The organism is Streptomyces sp. NPDC059002 (genome assembly GCF_042740435.1).
GTDB lineage: Bacteria > Actinomycetota > Actinomycetes > Streptomycetales > Streptomycetaceae > Streptomyces.
This window is the reverse complement of record NZ_JBHYJI010000024.1, coordinates 99,655-125,653: the sequence shown is the minus strand read 5'-3', so window position 1 is coordinate 125,653 and position 25,999 is coordinate 99,655. Positions and strand designations below refer to the sequence as shown.

Sequence of the window (25,999 nt, the reverse complement as noted above, 5' to 3'; positions counted from 1 at the left end):
GCCCGGGCTGCTGCGGCTGCTGCCCGCCGTACGGGCCCGGCTGGTTGTAGCTCATTACTGGGGTTCCCTCCCGATGCTTATGTGTTCCGAACATCCTGGCGGATGGCCGCGGGGCGCGGGGCGGCCGGACCGGATCGATGCCTAGTTGTTGATGTGCTGTTCCAGAGGCCGGACGTACGAAGGCCCGGAAGCGGTGGGGCTTCCGGGCCTTGCGTCGCGTATGCGAAGAATGCGTGGTCACGCCTTCACGCGGGCCGCCTTGCGCAGATCGGCCGCGAACCCGGCCGCCTCGTCCGTGGACATGCCGCCGCCGCCCTTCGCCATCGCGGCCATGTCGACGCCGAAGACGATGCCGTACGTGCTGTGGTCGGCCCAGATGCAGATCGGCACCGTCGACCTCTCGTCGCCCTCCGAGATGGCGGCGGTCTGGCACTTCATGACGGCGTTGTCGAGTCCCGCGGGCTCGACGGTCTCGGGGCTGCCCTCCCAGCTGAGTTCCTCGGAGTCGCCGGTGTTGTCGCCCGTGCCCTTGTCGGAGTTCTCGTGGCCCTTGGCGAATCCGTCGTCGACGGCCTGCTCGGGGTCGTCGATCTCGCCGTACCAGCCCTGGACGCTCATCTGCTTCCCCTTGAGCGCCTCGCCCGACTCGTAGTTCCCCGACGCGCTCTTGGGGTTCTTGATGCCGATCTCCGCGGCGCGCTCGGGATCGCCGGAGCCGAGCGGTCCCTGGCCGGAGCCGCTGGTGTCGTCGCCCTTCTTGAACTCGCCCACGGACGCGGGAAGCACCAGCTTGTGCGCCCCGTCGTCCTCGACCGACGTCGAGTCGCCGCCGAAGAGGAAGTACGCGCCGACGCCGAGCGCGGCGACCACCGCGACCGCGCCGATGACGAGCCCGGTCTTCTTCCTGCCGCCGCCCTGCGGGGGAGGAGGCGGGACCTGTCCGTAGGGGGCCTGGGGCTGCTGGCCGTACGGGGCCTGGGGCTGCTGCTGCCCGTACGGAGCCTGCTGCGGCGGCTGCCCGTAGGGGCCCGGCTGCTGGGGCTGGCTGTAGCCGTCCTGCGGCGGGGGTCCGGGCGGCTGCTGGGGGAATCCGTAGCCGGGCTGGGGCTGCTGCGGCTGGCCGTAGGGGCCGGGCTGCTGCGGTGGCTGCTGGCCGTAAGGGCCCGGCTGCTGCCCGTCGTACGGTCCCGGCTGGTGGTGGCTCATTGCGTGGGTCCCCCTCCGAACGCTGACGTGTCCCGGACATCCTGAACGACGCCGCGTCACCATGGGGCCAAGGGCGGCAACCGATATCGATGATTCCGGTTTCGGGACCGCTCGTGGACCCCTCTAAACTGGCCGCGTGACCGAGAACGCTCAGCAGCAGCCCCCAGCGACCACCCCCGAACTGCCGACCCAGTACGCGCCGGCCGAGGTAGAGGGGCCGCTGTACGAGCGCTGGGTAGAACGGGGCTACTTCTCCGCGGACGAGAAGAGCGAGAAGCCGCCGTACACCGTCGTCATCCCCCCGCCGAACGTCACCGGCGCGCTGCACCTGGGCCACGCCTTCGAGCACACGCTGATCGACGCCCTCACCCGCCGCAAGCGCATGCAGGGCTTCGAGACGCTGTGGCAGCCCGGCATGGACCACGCGGGCATCGCCACGCAGAACGTCGTGGAGCGCGAGCTCGCCAAGGAGGGCAAGTCCCGCCACGACCTGGGCCGCGAGGACTTCATCGAGCGCGTCTGGAAGTGGAAGGGCGAGTCCGGCGGCCAGATCTCCGGCCAGATGCGCCGCCTCGGCGACGGCGTCGACTGGGAGCGCGAGCGCTTCACCATGGACGAGGGCCTCTCGCAGGCCGTCCAGACGATCTTCAAGAAGCTGTACGACGACGAGCTGATCTACCGCGCCGAGCGCATCATCAACTGGTGCCCGCGCTGTCTGACGGCGATCTCGGACATCGAGGTCGAGTACCAGGACGACGACGGCGAGCTGGTCTCGCTGAAGTACGGCGAGGGGGACGACACGCTCGTCGTCGCCACCACCCGCGCCGAGACGATGCTCGGTGACACCGCCATCGCCGTCCACCCCGACGACGAGCGCTACAAGCACCTCGTCGGCAAGCTGATCAAGCTGCCGCTGACCGACCGCTCCATCCCGGTCGTCGCGGACGAGCACGTCGACCCCGAGTTCGGCACGGGCTGCGTCAAGGTGACCCCGGCGCACGACCCGAACGACTTCGAGATCGGCCAGCGCCACGGCCTGCCGAACATCGCCGTCATGGACGAGCACGCGGTCATCACGGTCCCCGGCCCCTTCCAGGGCCTGGACCGCCTGGAGGCCCGCTCCGCGATCGTCGGCGCGCTGCGCGCCGAGGGCCGCATCGTCGCCGAGAAGCGTCCGTACTCGCACTCGGTCGGCCACTGCTCGCGCTGCAAGACCACCATCGAGCCGCGGCTTTCGATGCAGTGGTGGGTCAAGGTCGGCCCGCTCGCGAAGGCCGCCGGTGACGCGGTCCGCGACGGCAAGGTCAAGATCCACCCGCAGGAGATGGAGAAGCGGTACTTCGACTGGGTCGACAACCTCCACGACTGGTGCATCTCGCGCCAGCTGTGGTGGGGCCACCGCATCCCGGTCTGGTACGGCCCGAACGGCGAGGTCGTCTGCGTCGGCCCCGACGACGAGGCGCCCACCGGCGAGGGCTGGCGCCAGGACAACGACGTGCTCGACACGTGGTTCTCCTCGGGCCTGTGGCCGTTCTCCACGCTGGGCTGGCCCGAACAGACCGAATCGCTCGAGAAGTTCTACCCGAACTCCGTCCTGGTCACCGGCTACGACATCCTCTTCTTCTGGGTCGCCCGGATGATGATGTTCGGCCTGTACGCGATGGACGGCACCCCGCCGTTCCACACGATCGTGCTGCACGGCATGGTCCGCGACCAGTTCGGCAAGAAGATGTCGAAGTCCTTCGGGAACGCGGTCAACCCGATCGACTGGATGGACAAGTACGGCTCGGACGCCCTGCGCTTCACGCTCGCCCGCGGCGCCAACCCCGGCACGGACGTGCCGATCGGCGAGGACTGGGTCCAGGGCTCGCGCAACTTCGCCAACAAGATCTGGAACGCCACGCGCTTCGCGATGATGAACGGCGCGACGATCGAGGGCGACCTGCCGCCGGTCGAGCAGCAGTCGGCCACGGACCGCTGGGTCCTGTCCCGGCTCAACGCGACGGTCGCCGAAGTCGACGCGCTCTACGACGACTTCCAGTTCGCCAAGCTCTCCGACGCCCTCTTCCACTTCGCGTGGGACGAGGTCTTCGACTGGTACGTCGAGCTGTCCAAGACGACGTTCATGGCGGGCGGCGACGGCGCGAAGGTCTCGGCCCGCGTCCTCGGTGAGGTCCTCGACGTCACCCTGCGCCTGCTCCACCCGATCGTCCCGTTCGTGACGGAGACGCTGTGGACGGCGCTGACCGGCCGCGAGTCGCTCGTGATCGCCGACTGGCCGACCGACAGCGGCTTCCGCGACGCCGCCGCCGAGCAGGAGATCGAGACCCTCCAGCAGGTCATCACCGAGGTCCGCCGCTTCCGCGCCGACCAGGGCCTGCAGCCGGGCCAGAAGGTCCCGGCCCGCCTCGCCCTCGACGGCACGGCGCTCGCCCCGCACGAGGCCGCCATCCGTCAGCTGCTCCGTCTCCAGCCGGAGGGCGACGCCTTCACGGCGACGGCGACGCTGCCGGTCTCGGGCGCCACGGTCGCGCTCGACCTGTCGGGCACGATCGACGTGGCGGCCGAGCGCAAGCGCCTCGCCAAGGACCTGGCCGCCGCCGAGAAGGAGAAGGCCCAGGCCACGGCGAAGCTCGGCAACGAAGCGTTCCTGGCCAAGGCCCCGGACAACGTGGTCGACAAGATCCGCGGCCGCCTCACCAAGGCGGAGGGCGACATCGCACGGCTGCAGGCGCAGCTGGAGGCGCTGCCCGCCGCGTAATGCCTTATGGGCGTACGTAGTTGAAGGCCCCCGGGACCGTCATCGGTCCCGGGGGCCTTCGCCGTCCCGCACGTCCCGCCCGTCCTACGCCTCCGTGGCGACCGGCCCCGTCCCCACGGCCTCCGCGTTGCGCCGCGTCTTGGCCCAGCCGTTCTTGCCGCGCAGCACGCGCAGGAACCCGCGGGTCGAGACCACGTACACGTGGTACGCGTACAGCCACAGCGCGAAGCCCCACAACAGGCCCTTGATCCAGGAGTGGTGGGGCGCGAAGTCCCTGCGGTAGACCGGGCCCCAGAGGGCGAACGGCAGGATCGAGAGCAGGGTCAGGACGAGCAGCAGCGGCCAGGCGCCGAGCGCCCCGTCCAGGGGCTCGTGGCCGAGGGCGAGGGCGGCCACGAGCAGCACGGCCAGGACCAGGCTCGCGACGAGCGCCAGGGGCAGCATGAAGGTGTAGAGCGTCTCCAGGACGCCGCGCCCCGAGTAGTGCCGGGAGCCGACGATGCGCGGCGTGTACCGCACGCACTGCAGGTTGCCCTGCGCCCAGCGGGTGCGCTGCGTCAGGAAGCGACGGGCGTGCGGCAGGCCCTCCTGGGAGACGTGGGTGTCGGCGATGTGGGTCACGCGGTAGCCGCCCAGGATCATGTGCAGGCCCAGTTCGTAGTCCTCAAGGAGCGCGTCGCGCTGCCAGGGGCGGCGCTCGGCGGCGGCGATCCGGTCGAGGGCGGTGAGCCGCGTGAACTGGCCGTTGCCGCCGAGCCCGACGGAGCCGGTGCGGACGCGAAGGAGCTGCATGGCCGCGTTGGAGACGGCGAACTCCATGTCCTGCATGCGGACCAGGAGCCGGGCCAGGGCATTGCGCGGGCGGCCGTGCCCGGGCAGCGGGCGGTGCTCCTCGACATTCCGCATCCGCACGCTGACCTGCACGCCGCCCATCTCCGGGTCGCCGAAGCCGGTGGGGCCGCTGACGGCGGTGAGCGCGTCGGGGGCGAGGTGTCCGTCGGCGTCGACGACGCACACCACGACCAGGGAGCGGTCGGTGCCGGCGGGCAGGAAGTCGTCCAGCTCGGCGTAGGCGGCGTTCAGGGCCGCACCCTTGCCGACGCGGGCGTCGGGCCTGCGTCGCGACACCAGGTGGACGCGCTTGTCGTCCTCGGCGAGCGCGGCGACGACGGCGGCCGTGCGGTCCTCGCTCGCGTCGTCGACGACCCACACGTGCGCGGCGGGGAAGTCCGTGCGCAGCCGGGTCACGGTGGCGCCCACGACGGTCTCCTCGTCGCGGCAGGGCACGAAGAAGTGCCAGGCGAAGGCGCCGGAGTCGCCGCCTTCGTGCGCGGGGCGCCGCAGATAGGCGTGGCGGGCGCCCGCCCAGTACAGGAAGAAGCAGACCAGGAGGACGAAGGGGAAGAGGAAAAGGAGGATGTCGGGGGTCAGCATCGCGGAGTCCAGGAGGAGGGGAGGGGCGGGCGGGGCGGCGGTCAGGCTGCCGTCGGGAGCGGGTCGGGGCGCTCGGCGGCGCCGTCGGCCACCAGTTCCGTCAGGAGCGCGACGATGCGTTCCGAGGCCGCGGCGTCGCCGAACGGGCTGGGGGTGGCGGCCAGGCGGTGCAGCCCGGCCCGGCCCTCGGCGAGCCTGCGCCGCGCGGCATGGCCGACGGCGGGACCGGCGTCGACGAGCTCGGCGAAGCCCGCGGCCATGGCCTCGGGGCGCTCGGTGGAGCGGCGTACGACGACGAGCGGGCGGCCGAGGACGGTGACCTCCTCCTGCACGCCGCCGGAGTCGGAGACGAGCAGCGCGGCGTGCCGGGCGAGCGCGAGGAACTCGCCGTACCCGATGGGCGGCAGCAGGGTGAGCGGGGCGAGCAGGGCGTCGAGCCCGGCGGCCTCGGCGCGGGCGCGGGTGCGCGGGTGCAGCGGGACGAGCACGGGCAACTGCTCGGCGAGCGCGGCCAGTTCGGTCAGGACGGCCCGCAGCGCCGCCGGGTCGTCGGTGTTCTCGGGGCGGTGCACGGTGGCCAGGACGTACGCGTCCGGGGTCAGGCCGTGCGCGGCGAGGAGCTCGGCGCGCTCGGCGGGGCCCGGCAGCGCGTCGTGCACGGCCGCCACGACGGTGTTGCCGGTGACGGCGATCCGCTCGGCGGGGATCGACTCGGCGACGAGGTTGGCGCGGTTGTCCTCGGTGGCCGCGCACAGGACGTCGGAGAGCTGGTCGATCAGGACGCGGTTGTGCTCCTCGGGCATCGCGCGGTCGTGGCTGCGCAGGCCCGCCTCGATGTGGACGAGGGGGATGTCGCGGGCGTTGGCGGCAAGGGCGCCGGACAGCGCCGCGTTGGTGTCGCCCTGCACGACGACCGCGCGGGGCGGCCGGGCGGCGAACTCCGCGTCGAGCTGCCCGAGCGCCACGGAGATCTGCACGGCCCGCGCCTGCCCGCCGACCCCGTCGAGCAGGGTGGGCTCGGGAAGCCCGAGCTCGGCGAGGAACCGCCCCGAGAGCGAGTCGTCGTAGTGCTGCCCGGTGTGGATCAGCCGCGCCGCGGGACCGAGCAGCCGCACCAGGGGCGCCAGCTTGACCAGTTCGGGCCGGGTGCCGAGAACGATGGCGACGCTCCCGGCGGGGAGCTGGTGGGTGGCGGCGGCGGTGGTGATCACTCGGGTGCACTCCAGGAGGAACGGGACATAGTGGCTTACGTCCTGGAGAGTGCGGGCCGATGGTTGCGCCCCCGGATCGACCTCGGTTGCGCGACGGTTGCGAGTGACCGGTGCCCGGGGATCGGGACCTTGGACCGGGACCTTCGGCCCTGTGAGGGGTGCGGGGCTGTGACACTTTGCGGCTCCGCCGTGTGGGCGCGAGCAACCCCCACCGGCCCGCGGCCGGAGAACGACCAACCGTTACCGAGGCCCCCGATACCGGTACCCGAGCCCCCGCACCGACTCCAACGGGTCCTCGACGCCCGCGGCTTCCGGCACGGCAAGCCGCCGCCGCAACCGAAGGACAGCGAACTTCACCCGCTCCCGCCCGGCACCGTCGGGCGAGTCCCACACCAGGTCGAGCAGCTGCTCCGTGGTGACGACGCGCCCCCGGTTGCGTACGAGCACCTGGAGCAGCCGGTACTCGATGTCGCTGAGCCGGATCTCCTGCCCCTGCCACACCGCGGACCGCCGCTCCGGCACCATCCGAAGACCCGCCTCCACATAGTCCCCGCGCCACTGGTCGGGCCTGCTGCGCCGGAGCAGCGCCTCGACGCGGGCGAGCAGCTCCTGCGCGTCGAAGGGCTTGGTCACATAGTCGTCGGCGCCCGCGCGCAGCCCCCGCACGCGCTCGGCGGGGCTGGTCCGGCCGGAGAGGATGAGGACGGGCAGGTCGGTCATGTCCCGGGTGCGGTCCAGGACTTCCCAGCCGTCGAGCCCGGGCAGCATGAGGTCGAGGATCATCAGGGCGGGCCGTTCGGCGAACAGCAGCCGCAGCGCCGCGTGCCCGTCCTCGGCGAGCACCGTCTCGTACCCGGCCTGGCCGAGGACGGCGCGCAGCGCGATGCCGAGGTCGGGATCGTCCTCGACGACGAGCAGGGACGTCATCCGTGCCCGGCCAGGGAGGAGCTCCCCGTGGGCAGCCGGACCACCACGGTCGTGCCGTCGCCCTCCCCGCCGTGCAGGGCGATGTGCCCGTCGTGCAGCCGCACGGTGTCGCGCACGGCGGAGAGGCCGAGGCCGGTGCCGGGGTAGGCGCCGCGGCGCGCGTTGGGGGCGCGGACGAACTCGGTGAAGACCTCCTCCTGGAACTCCTTGGGGATGCCGATGCCGGTGTCGGCGACGACGATCTCCCAGCCGGTGCCTTCGGGCTCGTCGTAGGGGTGGGCGGACAGGGTGACGGTGCCGCCGCGCGGGGTGAACTTCACGGCGTTGTCGAGCAGCGCGGCGAGCGCGTTCTCCAGCTGGGCGCGGTCGGCGAAGGCGGCGGGGCCGGGCTCGTGGTCGTGGACGAGGAAGATCCCCGCGGCCGTGGCGCGCGGCAGCAGGTCGTCCGTGAGGCGTCCGAGGAGCCGGGCCATGTCCACGCGCGCGTACTTCGTCTCCGGGCGGGTCCGCGAGCAGGTGGAGGAGGCGTGCAGCAGCCCGTCGACCATCTCCTGCATGCGCTGCGCGTTGCGCTGGATGGTCTCCAGATAGGTCTGCTGGGTGGCGGAGAGCGGGCCGCCGGCGGGCGGGATGAGCAGCTCGCAGAAGCTGAGGATGGTGGCGAGGGGGGTGCGCAGCTCGTGCGAGGCGCGGGCGGTGAACTCGGCGCGTTCGCGGGCGAGGTCCCCCAGGGTGTGGACGTGGCGCCGCAGGTCGTCCTCGCGGCGGCGCCGTTCGGTGATGTCCTCGATCAGCCAGAGGAAGCCGACGCGTTCGCCGTCCACGGAGATCGGCCTGCGGCTCATCAGGGCGATCCGGCCGTCGAGGAACCGGACCTCGGACCGCCGCGGGAACTGGCGGCGGTTGAGCTGCCGCAGCGCCGTGCTGCCCGGGGGCAGCTGCTCCGCGACGGCGGTGGCGAGCGCCTCGACGGGCGCGCCGGACGAGGTGTCGACGTCCTCCAGCCGCGCCAGCTCGATGAGCTGCTGGTTGACGGCGATCACCCGGTCGTCGGCGCCGACGAGGAGCGCACCCTCGGGCACCGCGGTGAGCAGGGCTTCGGCGACCTGTGCGGTCAGTCGCAGGGTGGTCTGGGGCACGGCCGCGGCCCTACCCGACCCGGTCGGCGGCGGTCTCGGCGGGCTCGGCGGCCTGCGCGGGCACCGGGCGGCCGACGGGCTCCGGGGCCGCGGGGGACGGCGCGAAGTCGAGCCCGAGCCGCTCGAGCTCCGCGGCGGCCAGCGCGTCGAGCGTCTCCGGATCGCCGTGCCGCCAGCCCCAGGCGAGGCTGCCGGGCGTCGCGTCGGGGATCTCCGACGCGGTGGCGGCGACCTCGTCGAGCGGTCTGAGCAGGGAGCGCAGGGCGAGCAGTTCGCGGCCGTCGTCGCTGGCGGCCAGGTCGCGGGCGGCGCCCGCCTGCCGGATCCAGCGCAGCCGCCGGGGCAGCCAGATGCCGAGGAGGAGGCCGACGGGTACGACGAAGAGGGCGACGGCGCCGATGGCCACGGCGGTCCGTACGGTCACCGGATCCATGGCGTCGACGGCGCCCGCCACGCGCCGCAGCGCCGTGTCGGCGCGCCCGCCGATCAGGGGCAGCGGACCGCTGTGCTCCTGCAGGGCGCGGGGGAGTGCGAGCAGACAGGCCAGCCGGTACGCGATGACGGCGGCGGTGGCCCACAGTGCGGTCCACAGGAGCACCCCGGCGTCACCGGCGAGCTGATGGGTCCGCCTGGCGGAGTTCTGGGCATACCACATGGTCCGATTTGACCCCCGGTGGGGCCCGGTGCCGGGCCGCCGCGCCGTACGTACACCCGTTGTGGCCATGACCCGGCCAAAGCGGAGCAGTGCCACAAATCACCAAATGAAGGACGTAAGTCCGGTGAAACGGGCCGAAAGACCTTGGATGATGGAAGGCATGCGCAACCTGCCCGCCGCCCAGGCGATCCGCCAGGCGACGGCGACGGCCGGCCGCCTCGCCGGGCGCTGGGCGCAGGCACCCCGGGCCCTCGACGTGCTCACGGCCCTGAGCGCCTTCGCCCTGATGAGCCTGGACGTCCCCGGCCTCGCCGCGGCGGACAACTCCCTCAACGGCCCGCTCGCCGCCCTGGCCCTCGCCGTCGGCGCGGCCTCGCTGCTGGTGCGGCGCCGGGCGCCCTGGGTGACGTACCTCGTCTCGCTGTTCTTCCTGGGCTGGCTGCACGAGCTGACCCTCGCGCAGTTCGCGCTGTACTCCCTGGGCCGCTACCGGGGCCGCCGCGCGGGCACGCTCGGGGTCATCGGATACGTCGCGTTCGCGTACGCCATGTTCAACCAGCCCGGCTGGCCCGCGCACCGCGGCGACACCCTCAGCTCGTTCCTCAGCCTGGTCGTCCCGATCGGCGTGCTCGCGGCGGGCGTGGGCGTCGCCGCGAACCGGCGGGACCTGGTGCACGCGCTGGAGGCGCAGCGCGCCGAGACCGACACCCTGCACGCCGTCCAGCAGGAGCGCACCCGTATTTCGCGCGACGTGCACGACTTCGTCGGACGCGAGCTGACGCTCCTGAGCGTGCGCTCGCAGGTCCTCGCCCGCAGGGCCGCGGGCGGGCCCTTCGAGGACGGCTTCGAGGAACTCTCGGAGACGGCGCGCAGCGCGCACCGCATGCTCAACGAGATCATCGTGCAGCGCGGCACCGACGGCGCCCCGACCCCCGGCCTCGCCGCGCTCCCCGAACTCGCCGAGTGCAGCGGCCGCGCGGGCAGCCCCGTGGAACTCCTGGTCGACGCCGCCGCGTACCGGCTCTCACCGCTGCGTCAGGCCGCCGTGCACCGCGTGGTCCAGGAGTGCCTGACCAACGCCGCCAAGCACGCCCCCGGCGAGACCGTGTCCGTGCGCGTGGAAGTGGGCGACGGCCACCTCGGCATCACGGTCCGCAACGCCCTGCCCGCCACGGCCCCCGCGTCGGCCCCCGTCTCCGCGGGCACCGGCACCACGGGCATGGCCGAGCGGGTCCGCGCGGTGGGCGGCGTGTTCTCGGCGGGCCCGCGGGCGGGGACGTACGAGGTGTGGGCACGCCTCCCCGCGGGCGAACTGAGCTGACGCCCGCACCCCGCAGGGAGCGCCTACGCCGCCGACATCACCCGCTCGAGCCCGTCGAAGTCCTCCACGCACTTCCCGCACCCCAGCGCCACACTGTCCAGCGGATCCTCGGCCACGAACACCGGGATGCCGGTCGCGGAGGCGAGCCGCAGATCGAGGCCGGGCAGCAAGGCGCCCCCGCCCGTCAGCACGATGCCGTGCTCCATGATGTCGCCGGACAGCTCCGGCGGGCACTCCTCCAGGGTCGTCTTGACGGCGGCGATGATCTGCTCGACGGGCTCGTCCAGGGCGCCGCGCACCTCGCGCGCGGTGAGGTCCACGGTCTTCGGCAGGCCGCCCACCTTCTCCCGCCCCCGCACGGTGAACGTACGCATCTCGAAGGCGTCCTCGCCCGGCACCGGCCACGCGGACCCGATGCCGACCTTGATGTCCTCGGCGGTGCGCTCGCCGATGAGCAGCGCGTGCTCCTTGCGGACGAAATCGGTGATCGCCAGGTCGAGCCGGTCCCCGCCGACCCGCAGCGACTGCGCCGTGACGATGCCGCCGAGCGAGATGACGGCGACCTCGGTGGTGCCGCCGCCGATGTCGACGACCATGGAGCCGCGCGGCTCGGCGACCGGCAGGCCCGCCCCGATCGCCGCGGCCATGGGCTCCTCGACCAGGTGCACGGCGCGCGCCCCGGCCCGCTGCGAGGCGTGCACGATGGCGCGCCGCTCGACGGGCGTGACCCCGCTCGGCACGCACACGACCATGCGCGTACGGGGGCGGCGCCCCGGCACGGCCTTGCGCACGAAGTGCCGGATCATCTCCTCGGCGGCTTCGTAGTCACTGATCACGCCGTCCCGCAGCGGGCGGATCGCGGTGATGGACCCGGGCGTCCGCCCGATGGTCTCCTTGGCCTCCGCCCCCACGGCGAGCGCCCCGCCCTTGCCCTCCCGGACGGCGACCACGGACGGCTCGTTGAGCACGATCCCCTGGCCGCGGACGTAGAGGAGGGTGTTCGCTGTGCCGAGGTCGATACCTATGTCCATGATCGCCAAGTTTGCCCAACGGCACCCCGAAGCGGAGGGACCAAGGTCCCGAACCGGACGGGCCGAAGGTCCCGACGAAGGTCCCTTCCGGGGATCGGGGGCTCCGGGGCAGGTCCTGAGGGCGAGTGTCGGTGCCGCTCCGTAGACTGGCGTACGTGAGTGACCTCCCCCCGCACGACGACGACCACCCGACCGATCCGGACGACGCCTTCGAGGACATCGTCGGCGCCGAGACGGACCGCGATCCCGACCTCGCGGTGATCGAGGCGGGCAGCCGCACCCTGCGCACCCAGGCGGGCCCGCCGCAGGGCGACATCCCCGCGCGCCCCACCGACCCGGAGGTGGACAGGGCGCTGCGCGAGGTCGAGACGGAGCTCGCGGGCCGCTGGGGCGAGACGAAGCTGGAGCCGTCCGTCCGCCGTATCTCCGCGCTGATGGACGTCCTGGGCGAGCCCCAGCGCGCGTACCCCTCGATCCACATCACGGGCACGAACGGCAAGACGTCCACGGCCCGCATGATCGAGGCCCTCTTCTCGGCCTTCGAGCTGCGCACCGGGCGTTACACCTCGCCCCACGTGCAGTCGATCACCGAGCGCATCAGCCTGGACGGCGCCCCCATCGAGGCCGAGCGCTTCGTGGAGACGTACAACGACATCAAGCCGTACGTGGAGATGGTCGACGCCAAGGAGGAGTACCGGCTCTCCTTCTTCGAGGTCCTGACCGGCATGGCGTACGCGGCGTTCGCGGACGCCCCCGTGGACGTGGCCGTCGTCGAGGTCGGCATGGGCGGCAGCTGGGACGCGACGAACGTGATCGACGGCTCCGTCGCCGTCGTCACGCCCATCGACCTGGACCACACGGACCGCCTGGGTGCCACGCCCGGCGAGATCGCCACGGAGAAGGCCGGCATCATCAAGCCGGACGCCACCGTGATCATGGCCCAGCAGCCGGTGGACGCGGCGCAGGTCCTCCTGAAGAAGGCCGTCGAGGTCGACGCGACGGTCGCCCGCGAGGGCCTCGAGTTCGGCGTGATGTCCCGTCAGGTCGCGGTCGGCGGTCAGCTCCTGACCCTGCGCGGCCTCGGCGGGGAGTACGAAGAGGTCTTCGTGCCGCTGCACGGCGAGCACCAGGCGCACAACGCGGCGGTGGCGCTCGCCGCGGTCGAGGCCTTCTTCGGCATCGGCTCGCAGCACGCGCGGCCGCTGGACGTCGAGACGATCCGCAAGGCCTTCGCCACGGTCTCGTCGCCCGGCCGCCTGGAGGTCGTGCGCCGCTCGCCCACCATCGTCCTGGACGCCGCGCACAACCCCGCGGGCGCCCGCGCCACCGCCGCCGCGATCAGCGAGGTCTTCGACTTCAGCAATCTGATCGGCGTGATCGGCGCGAGCGACGACAAGGACGTGAAGGGCCTCCTCGAAGCCTTCGAGCCAATCTTCGCCGAGGTCGTCGTCACACAGAACACCAGCCACCGCGCGATGGACGCGGACGCCCTCGCCGCGCTCGCCGTCGAGGTCTTCGGCGACGACCGCGTCCAGGTCGAGCCGCGCCTCGACGACGCCCTGGAGGCGGCGATCACCCTCGCCGAGGAAGAGGGGGAGTACGCGGGCGGCGGCGTCCTGGTCACCGGCTCCGTCATCACCGTCGGCGAGGCCCGACTGCTCCTGGGGAGGGGCTGACTCCTGTGCGTACGCTCTGCGCTTCGACGCTGATCGGCGAGTTCTTCATCATCGGCTTCGCCGGTCTGGTCGCGATGAAGGACCCCGACCTGACCATGGGCACGGTGTGGACGGTCAGCGGCATCGCGATGCTGCTGTGCGTGCTGCTGTGCGGCGTGATCACCCGGCCGGGTGGGGTGCAGCTCGGCTGGGCCCTGCAGATCGCGTTGATCGCGAGTGGGTTCGTGGTGCCGACGATGTTCTTCATGGGGGCGGCGTTCGCCGCGCTGTGGTGGGCTTCCGTGCACTTCGGGCGCAAGGTCGACGAGGCGAAGGCCAGGTTCGCGGCGCAGGCCGCGGAGGGGGCGGAGGCGTAGCGCGGGGCAGGGGCGGGGGCATGGCGGGGGACCGGGGCGGAGGCCGGAGGTAACGCCGTGTAGCCGCCCCCGGTATCGTGCGGCCCAATCGTAGGAACACCTCTTGGAGCCGCACATGAGCCAGCGCACCCTCGTCCTTCTCAAGCCCGACGCCGTCCGTCGTGGCCTGATCGGCGAGATCATCGGCCGCATCGAGCGCAAGGCGGGCTGGACGATCTCCGCGCTGGAGCTGCGCTCGCTGGACCAGGAGACCCTGGAGCAGCACTACGGCGAGCACAAGGGCAAGCCCTTCTACGAGCCGCTGGTCGCCTTCATGTCGTCCGGTCCCGTCGTCGCGCTCGTCGTTGAGGGCGAGCGGGTCATCGAGGGCGTGCGCGCGCTCGCCGGGCCGACCGACCCGATCGCCGCGGCGCCGGGCTCGATCCGTGGCGACTTCGGCACCATCGTCCGGGAGAACCTGATCCACGCCTCGGACTCGGAGGAGTCCGCGGAGCGCGAGCTCAAGATCTTCTTCCCGGCCGCCGCATAGTTTTCTGACTCCATGTCAGGGCTGGACCGCCGTGACCAGGGACGGCCGAAGAAATTCGGCCGTCTCTTGGCATATGCACCCCAATTGGGGGAACCCGTGCCTCCGATGGCACGTCTCCAAGAGCGGGGCGGCGCATCATCTGCTGACAATGGCGAAGACCCTCGCGCCGTGTTCGCGCGGCCGAGACTACGATGGAAGCCTCCACTGCCACACAGCACCCACCTCGCCTACCTAAAAAGCCCTTACACGCTCCACTAGGGAAGGCCAGACGCATCCTCATGGGGAACAACATGTCGTTCATCGGCCGTGACATGGCTGTCGACCTCGGGACCGCCAACACGCTGGTGTACGTCAGGGGTCGGGGGATCGTACTCAACGAGCCGTCCGTCGTCGCGATCAACACCAACACCGGTGGCATCCTCGCGGTCGGCGCCGAAGCGAAGAAGATGATCGGGCGCACGCCCGGCAACATCGTCGCGGTGCGCCCGCTGAAGGACGGCGTCATCGCCGACTTCGAGATCACCGAGCGCATGCTCCGCTACTTCATCCTGAAGATCCACAAGCGGCGCTATCTCGCCCGCCCGCGCGTGGTCGTCTGTGTGCCGTCGGGCATCACCGGCGTCGAGCGCCGTGCCGTGATCGAGGCCTCCTCGCAGGCCGGTGCGCGCCAGGTGCACATCATCGAGGAGCCCATGGCCGCGGCCATCGGCTCCGGCCTGCCGGTCCACGAGGCCACCGGCAACATGGTGGTGGACATCGGCGGCGGCACCACCGAGGTCGCGGTCATCTCGCTCGGCGGAATCGTCACGGCACAGTCGATCCGCGTCGCGGGCGACGAGCTGGACAACGCGATCATCCAGCACATCAAGAAGGAGTACTCCCTCCTCCTCGGCGAGCGCACGGCCGAGCAGATCAAGATCACCATCGGTTCGGCGTACGACATGGACGCCGACGAGCACACCGAGATCCGCGGCCGGGACCTGGTCTCCGGGCTGCCCAAGACCGTCGTCATCTCCGCCGCCGAGGTCCGCAAGGCCATCGAGGAGCCGGTCAACGCGATCGTCGACGCGGTCAAGACGACCCTCGACAAGTGCCCGCCCGAGCTCTCCGGTGACGTCATGGACCGCGGCATCGTTCTCACCGGAGGCGGCGCCCTGCTGCGTGGCCTCGACGAGCGCCTTCGCCGCGAGACGGGCATGCCGATCCACATCGCCGAGGACCCGCTGGACAGCGTGGCGCTCGGCTCGGGCAAGTGCGTCGAGGAGTTCGAGGCGTTGCAGCAGGTGCTCGACGCCCAGCCGCGCAGATGACGCGCGGATGACCTGACGCGAACACCCTGACAACAGGGGTCCGCCGTACGAGTGCCTGCCACCTCGTGCGGCGGATCGTTGATATATAGGCAAGGCATAGGAATTCCCCAGAACCCCGTGGAACGCGCAGATTTCACGGAATCCGATTGAGGAAGGCACGCCGCCGCACGTGAGGGACACACGAGAGAGCCGGCTGCTCCTGGTGCTGCTGGTAGCCATCGCGTTCGCATTGATCACGGTGGACATCCGCGGCGGCGAGGACTCACCGGTCGACGGTGCCCGCCAGGCCGCCGCCACCGTCTTCGGCCCGGTCGAGGAGGGTGTCTCCTCCGCCGTCGACCCGGTCGGCAACGCGATCGGCGCGGTCCGCGACTCCGGCGAGCGGCACGACCGCATCGCCGAACTGGAGCGCCAGAACGCCGCGTTGAAGGCGAAGCTCGGCAGCGACGACCGCAACCGCAGCCGCGTGCGCCAGCTCGACAGCATGCTGAAGAAGGCGGGCGCCGGACAGTACGGCATCAAGGGCGCCGAGGTCATCGGCATAGGAGCGGCCCAGGGCTTCTCCTGGACCGTCACCATCGACGCCGGTGCGAACGACGGGCTCAAGCGCGACATGACCGTACTGAACGGCGACGGCCTGGTCGGCCGCGTCACCACGGTCGGCCCGAGCACCTCGACCGTCCTGCTCGCCAACGACCCCGACTTCACCGTCGGCACCCGCATGGAGAAGACCGACGAGCTCGGCTTCGCCACCGGACAGGGCGACCGGCCGCTCTCCGTCCAGCTGCTCAACGGCAAGGCCAAGGTCAAGAAGGGCGACCGGCTTGTCACCTTCGGCTCGCAGAAGGACAAGCCGTTCGTGCCCGGCGTGCCCGTCGGCGAGGTCGTCCGCGTCGACCCCTCCGGCGGCGACCTCACCCGCAACGTCTATGTGAAGCCCTACGTCGGATTCACCAAGCTCGACATCGTCGGCGTCGTCGTCCAGGCGCCCCGCGAGGACCCGCGGGACACGGTCCTGCCGCCCAAGCCCACGAAGCCCAAGCCGACCCCGACCGTGACCGTCACGGCCACCCCGTCGGGCCGGCCCCAGGGCGACGGCGCCGACAACGGCAACGAGCAGTAGGAGACCGGACCCATGCGCTTCAACCGAATCCTGCTCTCCACCACCCTGGTCGTCGTCGCCCTGGTCATCCAGGTCAGCGTCCTCGCCAGGCTCCAACTGCCCGGCGCGGTACCGGACCTGGTGCTGCTCACCGTGCTCGGCCTCGCCCTGGTCTACGGCCACGTCGGCGGCGCCCTCATCGGCTTCGGCGCCGGACTCCTCTCCGACCTCGCACCGCCCGCCGACCACGCCGCGGGCCGGTACGCGCTCGTGCTCTGCGTCATCGGCTACCTCGCGGGCCTCGCCAAGCCCGAGACCGGCCGGCTGCGCTCCGCCACGGGACCGCTCGTCGTGGTCGTCAGCGCCGCCATCGGATCGACCCTGCTGTACGCGGGAGTGGGCGCCCTGGTCGGCGACACCGCCGCCCGCCATGTGGGCCTCGGCGGGCTCCTGTTCACCGCCGCGCTCTACGACCTGCTGCTCGCGCCCTTCACGGTGCCGCTGATCATCGCCCTCGCCCGGCGCGCGGAGAACGATCCGCTGGGCGAGAGCTCCCCGGCCAACAAGGCCGCCGACGTGTCATCCGGCTGGCTCTCCTCCGGCACCGGACTGCGCATCGGCAACCAGCGCGGCGGCCTGCGGGCCAAGGCGGCCAAGGCACGCGTCGCGCGCGCGGGACGCATCAAGGGGGTCAAGCGCCTGTGAGGTCGCAGCACTTCGCCGACCACCGCACCAAGGGCATCAGGGGAGGGGAGCAGTGACCAACATTCCGGAGACGGGCCGCACCCCACGCGTGCAGATCCGTCTCATCGTCATCCAGATCCTCGTCGTCTCCCTCCTGCTCACCCTCGGCGGCCGCCTCTGGTACCTCCAGGTCCGCAACGGCGAGGAGTACGCCAAGGAGGCCTCCGGCAACCACGTCCAGCAGGTCGTCCAGCCCGCCGTGCGCGGCTCGATCCTCGACGCGCGCGGTGTGCCGATCGCCGACAACCAGACCCGCCTCGTCGTCTCCGCGTCCCGCACGGACCTGATGAAGATGAAGGACGACGGCAAGGCGGTCCTCGGCAAGCTCGCCGACGTGCTCGGCATGACGCCCAAGGACGTCGCCGACAAGGTCCGCCTGTGCGACTCCAAGACGCCGCAGCCCTGCTGGAACGGCTCGCCCTACCAGCCGATCCCGATCACCGACGAGGCGACGCCCAAGCAGGCCCTGCAGATCCGCGAGCGCTCCGAGGACTTCCCCGGCATCACCGCGGAGCCCACGGCCGTCCGCCGCTACGCCGCCCCCGGGAAGTCCAACACCGCGCAGGTCCTCGGCTATCTCTCGCCGGTCACCGACGAAGAGATCAACAAGGCCAAGGACACCGACTCGCCCTACCTCCGCTCCGACCAGGTGGGCCGCTCGGGCCTGGAGCGGACGTACGACAAGCAGCTGCGCGGCAAGGCGGGCGTGACCCGCTACGAGGTCGACAACCTCGGCCGTGTGATCGGCAAGGCCAAGTCCGACGAGGCCGAGCCCGGCGCGAACGTCGTCACCAGCATCGACGCGCGCGTGCAGGCCGTCTCCGAGTACTGGCTGAACGACGCGATGAAGAAGGCGCGGGGCGAGTTCGACAAGAACACCGGCGAGAACTACAAGGCCGACGCGGGCGCCGTCGTCGTCATGGAGAACAAGACGGGCCGCATCGTCTCCATGGCGTCCAACCCGTCGTACGACCCGAACGCCTGGGTCGGCGGGATCTCCGGCAAGGACTACGCCAAGCTCACCGGCAAGAAGTCGAACTACCCGCTCCTGAACCGCGCGATCCAGGGCCAGGCGGCGCCCGGCTCGATCTTCAAGGTCATCCCGACGACCGCCGCGGTCAACGCGGGCTACGACTTCAACGGCCGTTACCCGTGCCCCAGTTCGTACTCCATCGGCGGCCAGACCTTCAAGAACTTCGAGTCCAAGGGCCATGGCTCCATCAGCCTCGGCCAAGCTCTTGAGGTCTCCTGCGACACCGTCTTCTACAAGCTCAGCCACGACCAGTGGGCCAAGGACGGCGGCAACAAGCCGAAGAAGGACGCCAAGGACTGGTTCTACAAGACCGCCCACCAGTTCGGCCTCGGCAAGGAGACCGGCGTCGACCTGCCCAACGAGGTCACCGGACGCGTCCCGGACCGCCAGTGGAAGAAGGACTACTGGAAGGCCAACAAGGACGCCTGGTGCAAGCAGGGCAAGAAGAGCGGCGACTACACCGAGCGCATCGCGTACGAGAACTGCCTCGAAGGCATGAAGATGCGTGCCGGTGACTCGGTCAACTACTCGATCGGCCAGGGCGACACCCTCGTCACGCCGATCCAGATGGCCACGATCTACTCCGCCATCGCCAACGGCGGCACGCTCTACAACCCCACCGTCGGCAAGGCGATCATCAGCGCCGACGGCAAGCAGGTCCAGGAGATCAAGCCGACGTCGCACGGCAAGCTGCCGATGGACGCCGCGCTGCAGAAGGACATAGACGGTGCCCTCGCGGACGTCGCGACCCGCGGCACGGCCGCCTGGCGCTTCGGCGGCTGGCCGCAGGACAAGATCCCGATGCACGCCAAGACCGGTACCGCCGAGGTCTACGGCAAGCAGACCACCTCGTGGTTCGCGACGTACACCAAGGACTACTCGATCATCATGACGATCTCCCAGGGCGGTACGGGCTCCGGAGCCTCGGGGCCCGCGGTCCGCAAGATCTACGACGCGATCTACGGCCTGGACGACAGCGGCAACCAGGACAAGAAGAAGGCGCTCCTGCCCGAACCGCAGAAGAGCCTGCCGAAGATCGAGACCGACGGGTCGATCGACTCCCCGAAGATCAAGCCGTACAAGCCCGAGGCGCCCAAGCCGCCGGCCGAGCAGCAGGAGCTGGCCGGTGCCCCGGCCAACTGGAGGCGGGACTAGACCATGACAGGCAGTGGTTTCTCCGTCTCCGGGTACGGACCCGAACGCTCCAACATGTCGCGGCTCTTCGCCCGCGACTCGATAGTGCGCCGACTGGACTGGCCGATGCTGCTCGCGGCGCTCGCGCTCTCCGCGATCGGCTCCGCGCTCGTCTACTCCGCGACCCGCAACCGCACCGAGCTCGTCGGCGACGACCCGTACGCCTTCGTGATCAAGCACGTCATCAACATCGGCATCGGTCTCGCCCTGATGGCGGGCACGGTCTGGCTCGGCCACCGCACGCTGCGCACCGCCGTACCGATCCTCTACGGAGTCTCGGTCTTCCTGGTGCTGCTCGTCCTGACCCCGCTCGGCGCCACCATCAACGGCGCCCACGCGTGGATCGTGATCGCGGGCCAGTCGCTCCAGCCGTCCGAGTTCTGCAAGATCACGATCATCCTGGGCATGGCGATGCTCCTCGCCGCCCGGGTCGACGCGGGCGACAGGGAGCACCCCGACCACCGCACGGTCGTACAGGCCCTCGGCCTCGCCGCCGTCCCTGTCATGATCGTCATGCTGATGCCCGACCTCGGCTCGGTCATGGTGATGGCGATGATCGTGCTCGGCGTGCTGCTCGCCTCCGGCGCCTCCAACCGCTGGGTGTTCGGACTGCTCGGCACCGGCGTCGCCGGGGGCGTCGCCATATGGCAGCTCGGCGTCCTCGACGACTACCAGATCGCCCGCTTCGCGGCCTTCGCCAACCCCGCGCTCGACCCGGCGGGCGTCGGCTACAACACCAACCAGGCGCGCATCGCCATCGGTTCGGGCGGCCTGACCGGCACGGGACTGACCAAGGGCTCCCAGACCACCGGACAGTTCGTCCCCGAACAGCAGACGGACTTCGTGTTCACGGTCGCGGGCGAGGAACTCGGCTTCGTGGGCGCGGGCGCGATCCTGCTGCTGCTCGGCGTCGTCCTGTGGCGCGCCTGCCGCATCGCCCGCGAGACCACCGAGCTGTACGGCACGATCGTCGCCGCCGGGATCATCGCCTGGTTCGCCTTCCAGGCCTTCGAGAACATCGGCATGACGCTCGGCATCATGCCGGTGGCGGGCCTGCCGCTGCCCTTCGTGTCGTACGGAGGTTCATCGATGTTCGCGGTCTGGGTGGCGGTCGGCCTGCTGCAGTCGATCAAGGTGCAGCGGCCGATGTCGGCATAGCCCCGCTCCACCGGAGCCCCGCCGAGTGGAGCAATCCGATCCGCCCCGGATGGCGCCCCGCTCCTCCCTCTCGGAATCTGACTATCAATCAGTCATAGGCAGAGAGAGAAGAGCTGAGCGTGCGCAAGACACTCCTGGGATGCGCCGCGGCGACGGCATGCGGGGCCCTGCTGCTCGGCCCGCTGCCGGTGGCCGCGGCGGCCGCGGCACCGGCGACGGACGCCCCGGCCGCGGCGACGGAGGCCCCGCCACCGCCGGACCCGACCACCGAACGCGAGCTGAAGCGGCAGGCCCGGACGTTCCACACCGTCGGCAGACAGGGCTACGCCAACTCCACCGTGTCCAGCTTCGCCGGTGACGTCCTCCAGGGCGACATGAGCCCGGAGCGGGTCCGCAAGGGCCTCGTGGAGGTGGACACCTCGCTCGACAACCTGCTGGCCATCATCCCGGGCGGGCCGCCAGGGCACCGGGCGAACAACCCGCTCCTCAAGGCCACCGTGGAGGCCATCAAGAAGGAGTGCAGAAAGCTGGCCGACGCGCGGGCCAGGACGGACTACCCCGGCCTGCTGGCCGCGGGCACGGCGCTCACCACGCAGTTGTCCCTGCTCACGGCCCAGAGCTTCGCGGGCTTCGGCATCGACCTGGCCCAGCAGATCGTCGAGACCGTCCTGCCGCCCATGCCGCCCCCGAACCGGGGCGGGGGACCGGCCCAGGACGGATGAAGGCCTCCCTCCGGCGGGAAGCGGTCGGCTTCCTGCCGGAGGACTGCCCAGCGTCGCGCTTCGCGTCTAGATTCGGTTCATGGCGGAGACGAAGCGCGAGATCGAGCGGAAGTACGACGTCGGGGCGGACGCGGCGCTGCCCGACCTGTCCGGTGTCGCCGGGGTCGCGGACGTCGTCGACAAGGGCGTCGTCGAGCTGGACGCCGTCTACTGGGACACCCCCGACCAGCGCCTCGCCGCCGCCTCGATCACGCTGCGCAGGCGCACCGGCGGCGCCGACGCGGGCTGGCACCTGAAACTGCCCGTGTCCCTCGCCGAGGGGGTGCGGGACGAGGTGGGGGCGCCGCTCTCGGAGACGGTGCCGCGCGCGCTGCTCGGCCTGGTCCGCTCCCGGGTCCGCGAGGCCGAACTGGTGCCCCTCGTCCGGCTGCTGTCCGCCCGCGACCTGCGCCACCTCGTCGACGCCGAGGGCACCCTGCTCGCCGAGGTCAGCGTCGACGGGGTGCGGGCCGAGCGGCTCACCGGGGGCGGCGGCACCGCCGCGTGGTCCGAGGTCGAGGTGGAGCTGGCGGACGACGGCGACCCCGCGCTCCTCGACAAGGTCGAGAAGAAGCTCAAGAAGGCGGGCGTACGACGGTCCTCCTCCGCCTCGAAGCTCGGCCGGGTGCTCGCCGAGACCACGCCCAAGGAACACAGGCCCAAGAAGGCCGGGCCCGAGGGAGCCACCAAGAGCGGCAAGAAGGCGGGCAAGCGCGAGGCCGTCGCCGATGCCGTACGGGAAGCCGTCGGCGAGGGGCCGGGCACCGCGGGCGACCACGTCCTCGCCTACCTCCGCGCCCAGCGCGACGCCCTGGTCTCCCTCGACCCGGCCGTCCGCCGCGATCTGCCCGACGCCGTGCACCAGATGCGGGTCGCCACCCGCCGGATGCGCAGCGCCTTCCGGACGTACCGGAAGATCCTCGACCGCACGGTCACCGATCCGCTGGGCGAGGAACTCAAGTGGCTCGCGGGCGAGTTGGGTGTCGACCGCGACCGGGAGGTGCTCACCGAGCGGCTCACGGCCCGCATCGCCGCGCTGCCGAGGACGCTGCTGCTGGGCCCGGTGCGCGGGCGGCTGCGCATCTGGACCGTCGCCCGCCGCACGGGATCCCGGCGCAGGACCGTCGCCGTGCTCGACGGCAAGCGGTATCTGGCGCTCCTGGACACCGTCGACGCGCTGCTCGCCGCGCCCCCGCTGCGCCCCGCCGCCTCCGCCCCGGCCCTCGACGCGCTCCCCAAGGCGCTGCTCAAGGACTACGCCCGGCTCGCGGCCCGGGTCGAGCGCGCCCTCGATCTGCCGTCGGGCGAGGAGCGCGACCTGGCGATGCACGACGCCCGCAAGGCCGCCAAGCGCGCGAGGTACGCGGGCGAGGCGGCCACCCCGGCGCTCGGCAGGCCCGCGGAGCGGTTCGCCAGGCGGATGAAGGCGGTGCAGACCGTGCTGGGCGACCACCAGGACAGCGTGGTCGCGCGCGAGACGCTGCGGGCCCTGGCGGTCCAGGCGCATCTGGCGGGGGAGTCCGCCTTCACCTGGGGGCTCCTGTACGGCCAGGAGGAGGCGGCCGCCGCGGACCGGGAGCGGGAGCTGCCTCAGGTGTGGGCCAGGGCCTCCCGGCCGAAACTGCGGGCGGCGCTCGGCAGCTGAACGCCGGGGTACGCTTGATGGTCACCCCTGCCGCTCATGAAGGTTCGCGATGTCTGTCGAATCGGTCTTCCCACAGCTCGAAGCTCTGCTCCCGCATGTGCAGAAGCCCATCCAGTACGTCGGCGGTGAGCTGAACTCCACCGTCAAGCCGTGGGACGAGTGCGACGTCCGCTGGGCGCTCATGTACCCGGACGCGTACGAGGTCGGCCTGCCCAACCAGGGCGTCATGATCCTCTACGAGGTGCTCAACGAGCGCGAGGGCGTCCTCGCCGAGCGCACGTACAGCGTGTGGCCCGACCTGGAGGCCCTGATGCGCGAGCACCGGGTCCCGCAGTTCACCGTCGACTCGCACCGCCCCGTCGGCGCCTTCGACGTCTTCGGCCTGAGCTTCTCCACGGAGCTCGGCTACACGAACATGCTGACGGCCCTGGACCTCGCGGGCATCCCGCTGGAGTCCAAGGACCGCACCGTCGACGACCCGATCGTGCTCGCCGGCGGCCACGCGGCCTTCAACCCCGAGCCGATCGCGGAGTTCATCGACGCCGCGATCATCGGCGACGGCGAGCAGGCCGTGCTCGACATGACGGAGATCATCCGGAAGTGGAAGGCGGAGGGCCGCCCCGGCGGCCGCGAGGAGGTCCTCTTCCGCCTGGCCAGGACCGGCTCGGTGTACGTCCCGGCGTTCTACGACGTCGAGTACCTGCCGGACGGCCGGATCGGCCGCGTCGTGCCGAACAAGTCCGGCGTCCCGTGGCGCGTGTCCAAGCACACCGTCATGGACCTCGACGAGTGGCCCTACCCCAAGCAGCCGCTCGTCCCGCTCGCGGAGACCGTCCACGAGCGCATGTCCGTAGAGATCTTCCGCGGCTGCACCCGCGGCTGCCGTTTCTGCCAGGCCGGCATGATCACGCGCCCCGTGCGGGAGCGAAGCATCACCGGCATCGGCGACATGGTCGAGAAGGGTCTGAAGGCGACCGGCTTCGAAGAGGTCGGCCTGCTCTCGCTCTCCTCCGCGGACCACACCGAGATCGCCGACGTCGCCAAGGGCCTCGCCGACCGGTACGAGGAGGACAAGATCGGCCTGTCCCTCCCCTCGACCCGCGTCGACGCCTTCAACGTGGACCTCGCCAACGAGCTGACCAGGAACGGCCGCCGTTCGGGCCTGACCTTCGCCCCCGAGGGCGGCAGCGAGCGCATGCGCAAGGTCATCAACAAGATGGTGTCCGAGGAAGACCTCATCCGCACCGTCTCCACCGCGTACGGCAACGGCTGGCGTCAGGTGAAGCTGTACTTCATGTGCGGCCTGCCCACCGAGACCGACGACGACGTCCTGCAGATCGCCGACATGGCGACGAAGGTCATCCAGAAGGGCCGCGAGGTCTCCGGGTCGAACGACATCCGCTGCACGGTGTCGATCGGCGGCTTCGTGCCCAAGCCGCACACGCCGTTCCAGTGGGCCCCGCAGCTCTCCTCCGAGGAGACCGACGCCCGCCTGGAGAAGCTCCGCGACAAGATCCGCGGCGACAAGAAGTACGGCCGCTCGATCGGCTTCCGCTACCACGACGGCAAGCCCGGCATCGTCGAGGGCCTGCTCTCGCGCGGCGACCGCCGCATCGGCGCCGTCATCCGCGCCGTCTACGAGGAAGGCGGCCGCTTCGACGGCTGGCGCGAGTACTTCTCGTACGAGCGCTGGATGCGGTGTGCCGAGAAGACGCTGCCCGAGGTGGGCGTCGACGTCGACTGGTACACCACGCGCGAGCGTACGTACGAGGAGGTCCTGCCCTGGGACCACCTGGACTCCGGTCTCGACAAGGACTGGCTCTGGGACGACTGGCAGGACTCGCTCGACGAGACCGAGGTCGAGGACTGCCGCTGGACGCCCTGCTTCGACTGCGGCGTCTGCCCGCAGATGCAGACGGAGATCCAGATCGGCCCGACCGGCAAGAAGCTCCTGCCGCTCACGGTCGTGAAGTAACCGAGGCACCCGCAGTGCCTCGACTCGTCGTGCCCTCCGGCCTGGTGCACCGCTCCTTCATCGCCGCGATGGAGGAGTTCCGGGCCGAGGGGCGCGGCGGCCCCGACGACGACACGACGCTCGGCCGCACCCTGCGCGACTACGCGGGACGGTGGCACGACCCCGCCGTCTTCGGGTCGTACGTCGCCGAGGTCCGCGCCGCCGCGCACCCCGCCGAACCGCTCGGCGTCCCCGTCACCACCCTCTGGTACACCGACGGCACCGACTACCTCGGCCGCGTCGCCGTCCGCCACAGCGTCGCCACGCGCTTCCTGCGCGAGTACGGCGGCCACATCGGCTACGACGTCCGCCCCACCGCCCGGCGCCGCGGCCACGCCACCGAGATGCTCCGCGGCTGCCTGCCGTACGCCGCCGAACTGGGCCTGGAATCCGTCCTGGTGACCTGCGACACCGACAACACCGGCTCCCGCAAGGTGATCGAGGGGGCCGGCGGCGTCTTCGAGGACGAGCGCGGCGGGAAGCTGCGCTACTGGATCCGAACCGACACCGCACGCGTCTAGGACGACATGGACCTGGAAAAACGGCCCGCACCGCAGGTCGACCTGGAGAAGCGGCCTGCCCGACAGGCCGAGCGGCCGCCGAGCCCCGCACCGCCGCAGGCCGAGGGCTGTCTCGCCGTCGCCATCCGCATCCCGGTGCGGATCGCCGTGCTCGTCCTCGTCGTACCGGTGCGCCTGGTCTGGGACGCGCTCGCCGTGTGCGGCCGCTTCGTGTACCTCAAGGCCCTGCGCCCCGTGGGACGCGGCGTCGGCACGGTCCTGACGTGGCTGT

Annotated in this window: 21 protein-coding genes and 1 pseudogene; 15 read left to right on the top strand and 7 right to left on the bottom strand. The window is 71.4% G+C overall.

The genetic code is table 11. The features are described from left to right. Nucleotides 1–237 precede the first annotated feature (237 nt). Nucleotides 238–1,206: a hypothetical protein gene (locus tag ACFWZ2_RS22510; protein WP_384548289.1), complete on the bottom strand. Its 969-nt coding sequence runs from the start codon at nt 1,204–1,206 to the stop codon at nt 238–240. A 136-nt stretch (nt 1,207–1,342) separates the two neighbouring features. On the opposite strand from ACFWZ2_RS22510, the gene ACFWZ2_RS22505 reads away from it, so the two are divergent. After that, complete coding sequence (locus ACFWZ2_RS22505; protein WP_384548287.1) at nt 1,343–3,967, top strand: valine--tRNA ligase; 2,625 nt, start codon at nt 1,343–1,345, stop codon at nt 3,965–3,967. Between the two features lie 84 nt (nt 3,968–4,051). On the opposite strand, the gene ACFWZ2_RS22500 is transcribed toward ACFWZ2_RS22505, so the two are convergent. The 5 genes from ACFWZ2_RS22500 to ACFWZ2_RS22480 form a co-directional block, all read right to left on the bottom strand. Next, entirely contained in the window at nt 4,052–5,401 is a 1,350-nt protein-coding gene (locus tag ACFWZ2_RS22500; protein WP_384548285.1) for a glycosyltransferase, read from the bottom strand. 41 nt (nt 5,402–5,442) lie between these two features. Then, a complete protein-coding gene (wecB, locus tag ACFWZ2_RS22495) occupies nt 5,443–6,612 on the bottom strand; it encodes a non-hydrolyzing UDP-N-acetylglucosamine 2-epimerase (protein ID WP_384548283.1) in 1,170 nt (389 codons plus the stop codon). Nucleotides 6,613–6,852: 240 nt separating this feature from the next. After that, nucleotides 6,853–7,539 (bottom strand): response regulator transcription factor, encoded by a 687-nt coding sequence (locus tag ACFWZ2_RS22490; protein ID WP_384548281.1) that lies wholly within the window; start codon nt 7,537–7,539, stop codon nt 6,853–6,855. Beyond that, the gene (locus tag ACFWZ2_RS22485; RefSeq protein WP_384548279.1) at nt 7,536–8,678 is read right to left on the bottom strand and encodes a sensor histidine kinase; all 1,143 of its coding nucleotides are present in this window, start codon (nt 8,676–8,678) and stop codon (nt 7,536–7,538) included. The genes ACFWZ2_RS22490 and ACFWZ2_RS22485 overlap by 4 nt, the downstream gene beginning before the upstream one ends. A gap of 10 nt (nt 8,679–8,688) precedes the next feature. Beyond that, nucleotides 8,689–9,333 (bottom strand): hypothetical protein, encoded by a 645-nt coding sequence (locus ACFWZ2_RS22480; RefSeq protein WP_384548278.1) that lies wholly within the window; start codon nt 9,331–9,333, stop codon nt 8,689–8,691. A 160-nt stretch (nt 9,334–9,493) separates the two neighbouring features. Between ACFWZ2_RS22480 and ACFWZ2_RS22475 the strand changes: the two genes are divergently transcribed. Next, nucleotides 9,494–10,654, top strand: coding sequence for a sensor histidine kinase (locus ACFWZ2_RS22475; RefSeq protein ID WP_384548276.1), 1,161 nt, complete (start codon nt 9,494–9,496; stop codon nt 10,652–10,654). 23 nt (nt 10,655–10,677) lie between these two features. On the opposite strand, the gene ACFWZ2_RS22470 is transcribed toward ACFWZ2_RS22475, so the two are convergent. Continuing rightward, nucleotides 10,678–11,685, bottom strand: a complete 1,008-nt coding sequence (locus ACFWZ2_RS22470; RefSeq protein ID WP_384548274.1) for a rod shape-determining protein — start codon at nt 11,683–11,685, stop codon at nt 10,678–10,680. 155 nt (nt 11,686–11,840) lie between these two features. On the opposite strand from ACFWZ2_RS22470, the gene ACFWZ2_RS22465 reads away from it, so the two are divergent. The 13 genes and pseudogenes from ACFWZ2_RS22465 to ACFWZ2_RS22405 all read left to right on the top strand — a co-directional run. Then, nucleotides 11,841–13,361: a bifunctional folylpolyglutamate synthase/dihydrofolate synthase gene (locus tag ACFWZ2_RS22465; RefSeq protein ID WP_384548272.1), complete on the top strand. Its 1,521-nt coding sequence runs from the start codon at nt 11,841–11,843 to the stop codon at nt 13,359–13,361. A 5-nt stretch (nt 13,362–13,366) separates the two neighbouring features. After that, a complete protein-coding gene (locus tag ACFWZ2_RS22460; RefSeq protein ID WP_384548270.1) occupies nt 13,367–13,717 on the top strand; it encodes a DUF4233 domain-containing protein in 351 nt (116 codons plus the stop codon). A gap of 115 nt (nt 13,718–13,832) precedes the next feature. Beyond that, on the top strand, nt 13,833–14,246 hold the full coding sequence (ndk, locus tag ACFWZ2_RS22455) for a nucleoside-diphosphate kinase (RefSeq protein WP_384548269.1): 414 nt from the start codon (nt 13,833–13,835) through the stop codon (nt 14,244–14,246). A gap of 290 nt (nt 14,247–14,536) precedes the next feature. After that, nucleotides 14,537–15,556: a rod shape-determining protein gene (locus ACFWZ2_RS22450; protein WP_030362602.1), complete on the top strand. Its 1,020-nt coding sequence runs from the start codon at nt 14,537–14,539 to the stop codon at nt 15,554–15,556. 169 nt (nt 15,557–15,725) lie between these two features. Then, a complete protein-coding gene (gene mreC, locus ACFWZ2_RS22445; protein WP_384548268.1) occupies nt 15,726–16,679 on the top strand; it encodes a rod shape-determining protein MreC in 954 nt (317 codons plus the stop codon). 12 nt (nt 16,680–16,691) lie between these two features. Continuing rightward, the gene (mreD, locus tag ACFWZ2_RS22440; RefSeq protein WP_384548266.1) at nt 16,692–17,363 is read left to right on the top strand and encodes a rod shape-determining protein MreD; all 672 of its coding nucleotides are present in this window, start codon (nt 16,692–16,694) and stop codon (nt 17,361–17,363) included. Nucleotides 17,364–17,415: 52 nt separating this feature from the next. Beyond that, entirely contained in the window at nt 17,416–19,590 is a 2,175-nt protein-coding gene (gene mrdA / locus ACFWZ2_RS22435) for a penicillin-binding protein 2 (RefSeq protein ID WP_384548264.1), read from the top strand. 3 nt (nt 19,591–19,593) lie between these two features. Further along, nucleotides 19,594–20,787: a rod shape-determining protein RodA gene (gene rodA, locus ACFWZ2_RS22430; RefSeq protein ID WP_384548262.1), complete on the top strand. Its 1,194-nt coding sequence runs from the start codon at nt 19,594–19,596 to the stop codon at nt 20,785–20,787. Between the two features lie 119 nt (nt 20,788–20,906). Next, the gene (locus tag ACFWZ2_RS22425) at nt 20,907–21,509 is read left to right on the top strand and encodes a hypothetical protein (protein WP_384548260.1); all 603 of its coding nucleotides are present in this window, start codon (nt 20,907–20,909) and stop codon (nt 21,507–21,509) included. 79 nt (nt 21,510–21,588) lie between these two features. After that, nucleotides 21,589–23,193 carry a CHAD domain-containing protein gene (locus ACFWZ2_RS22420; RefSeq protein WP_384548258.1) on the top strand — a complete coding sequence of 535 codons (1,605 nt, stop codon included), beginning with the start codon at nt 21,589–21,591 and terminating at the stop codon, nt 23,191–23,193. A 49-nt stretch (nt 23,194–23,242) separates the two neighbouring features. Continuing rightward, a complete protein-coding gene (locus tag ACFWZ2_RS22415; protein WP_384548256.1) occupies nt 23,243–25,168 on the top strand; it encodes a TIGR03960 family B12-binding radical SAM protein in 1,926 nt (641 codons plus the stop codon). Between the two features lie 14 nt (nt 25,169–25,182). Continuing rightward, on the top strand, nt 25,183–25,728 hold the full coding sequence (locus ACFWZ2_RS22410) for a GNAT family N-acetyltransferase (RefSeq protein WP_384548254.1): 546 nt from the start codon (nt 25,183–25,185) through the stop codon (nt 25,726–25,728). Between the two features lie 6 nt (nt 25,729–25,734). Further along, nucleotides 25,735–25,999: pseudogene (locus tag ACFWZ2_RS22405) on the top strand (hypothetical protein); the annotation flags it as partial.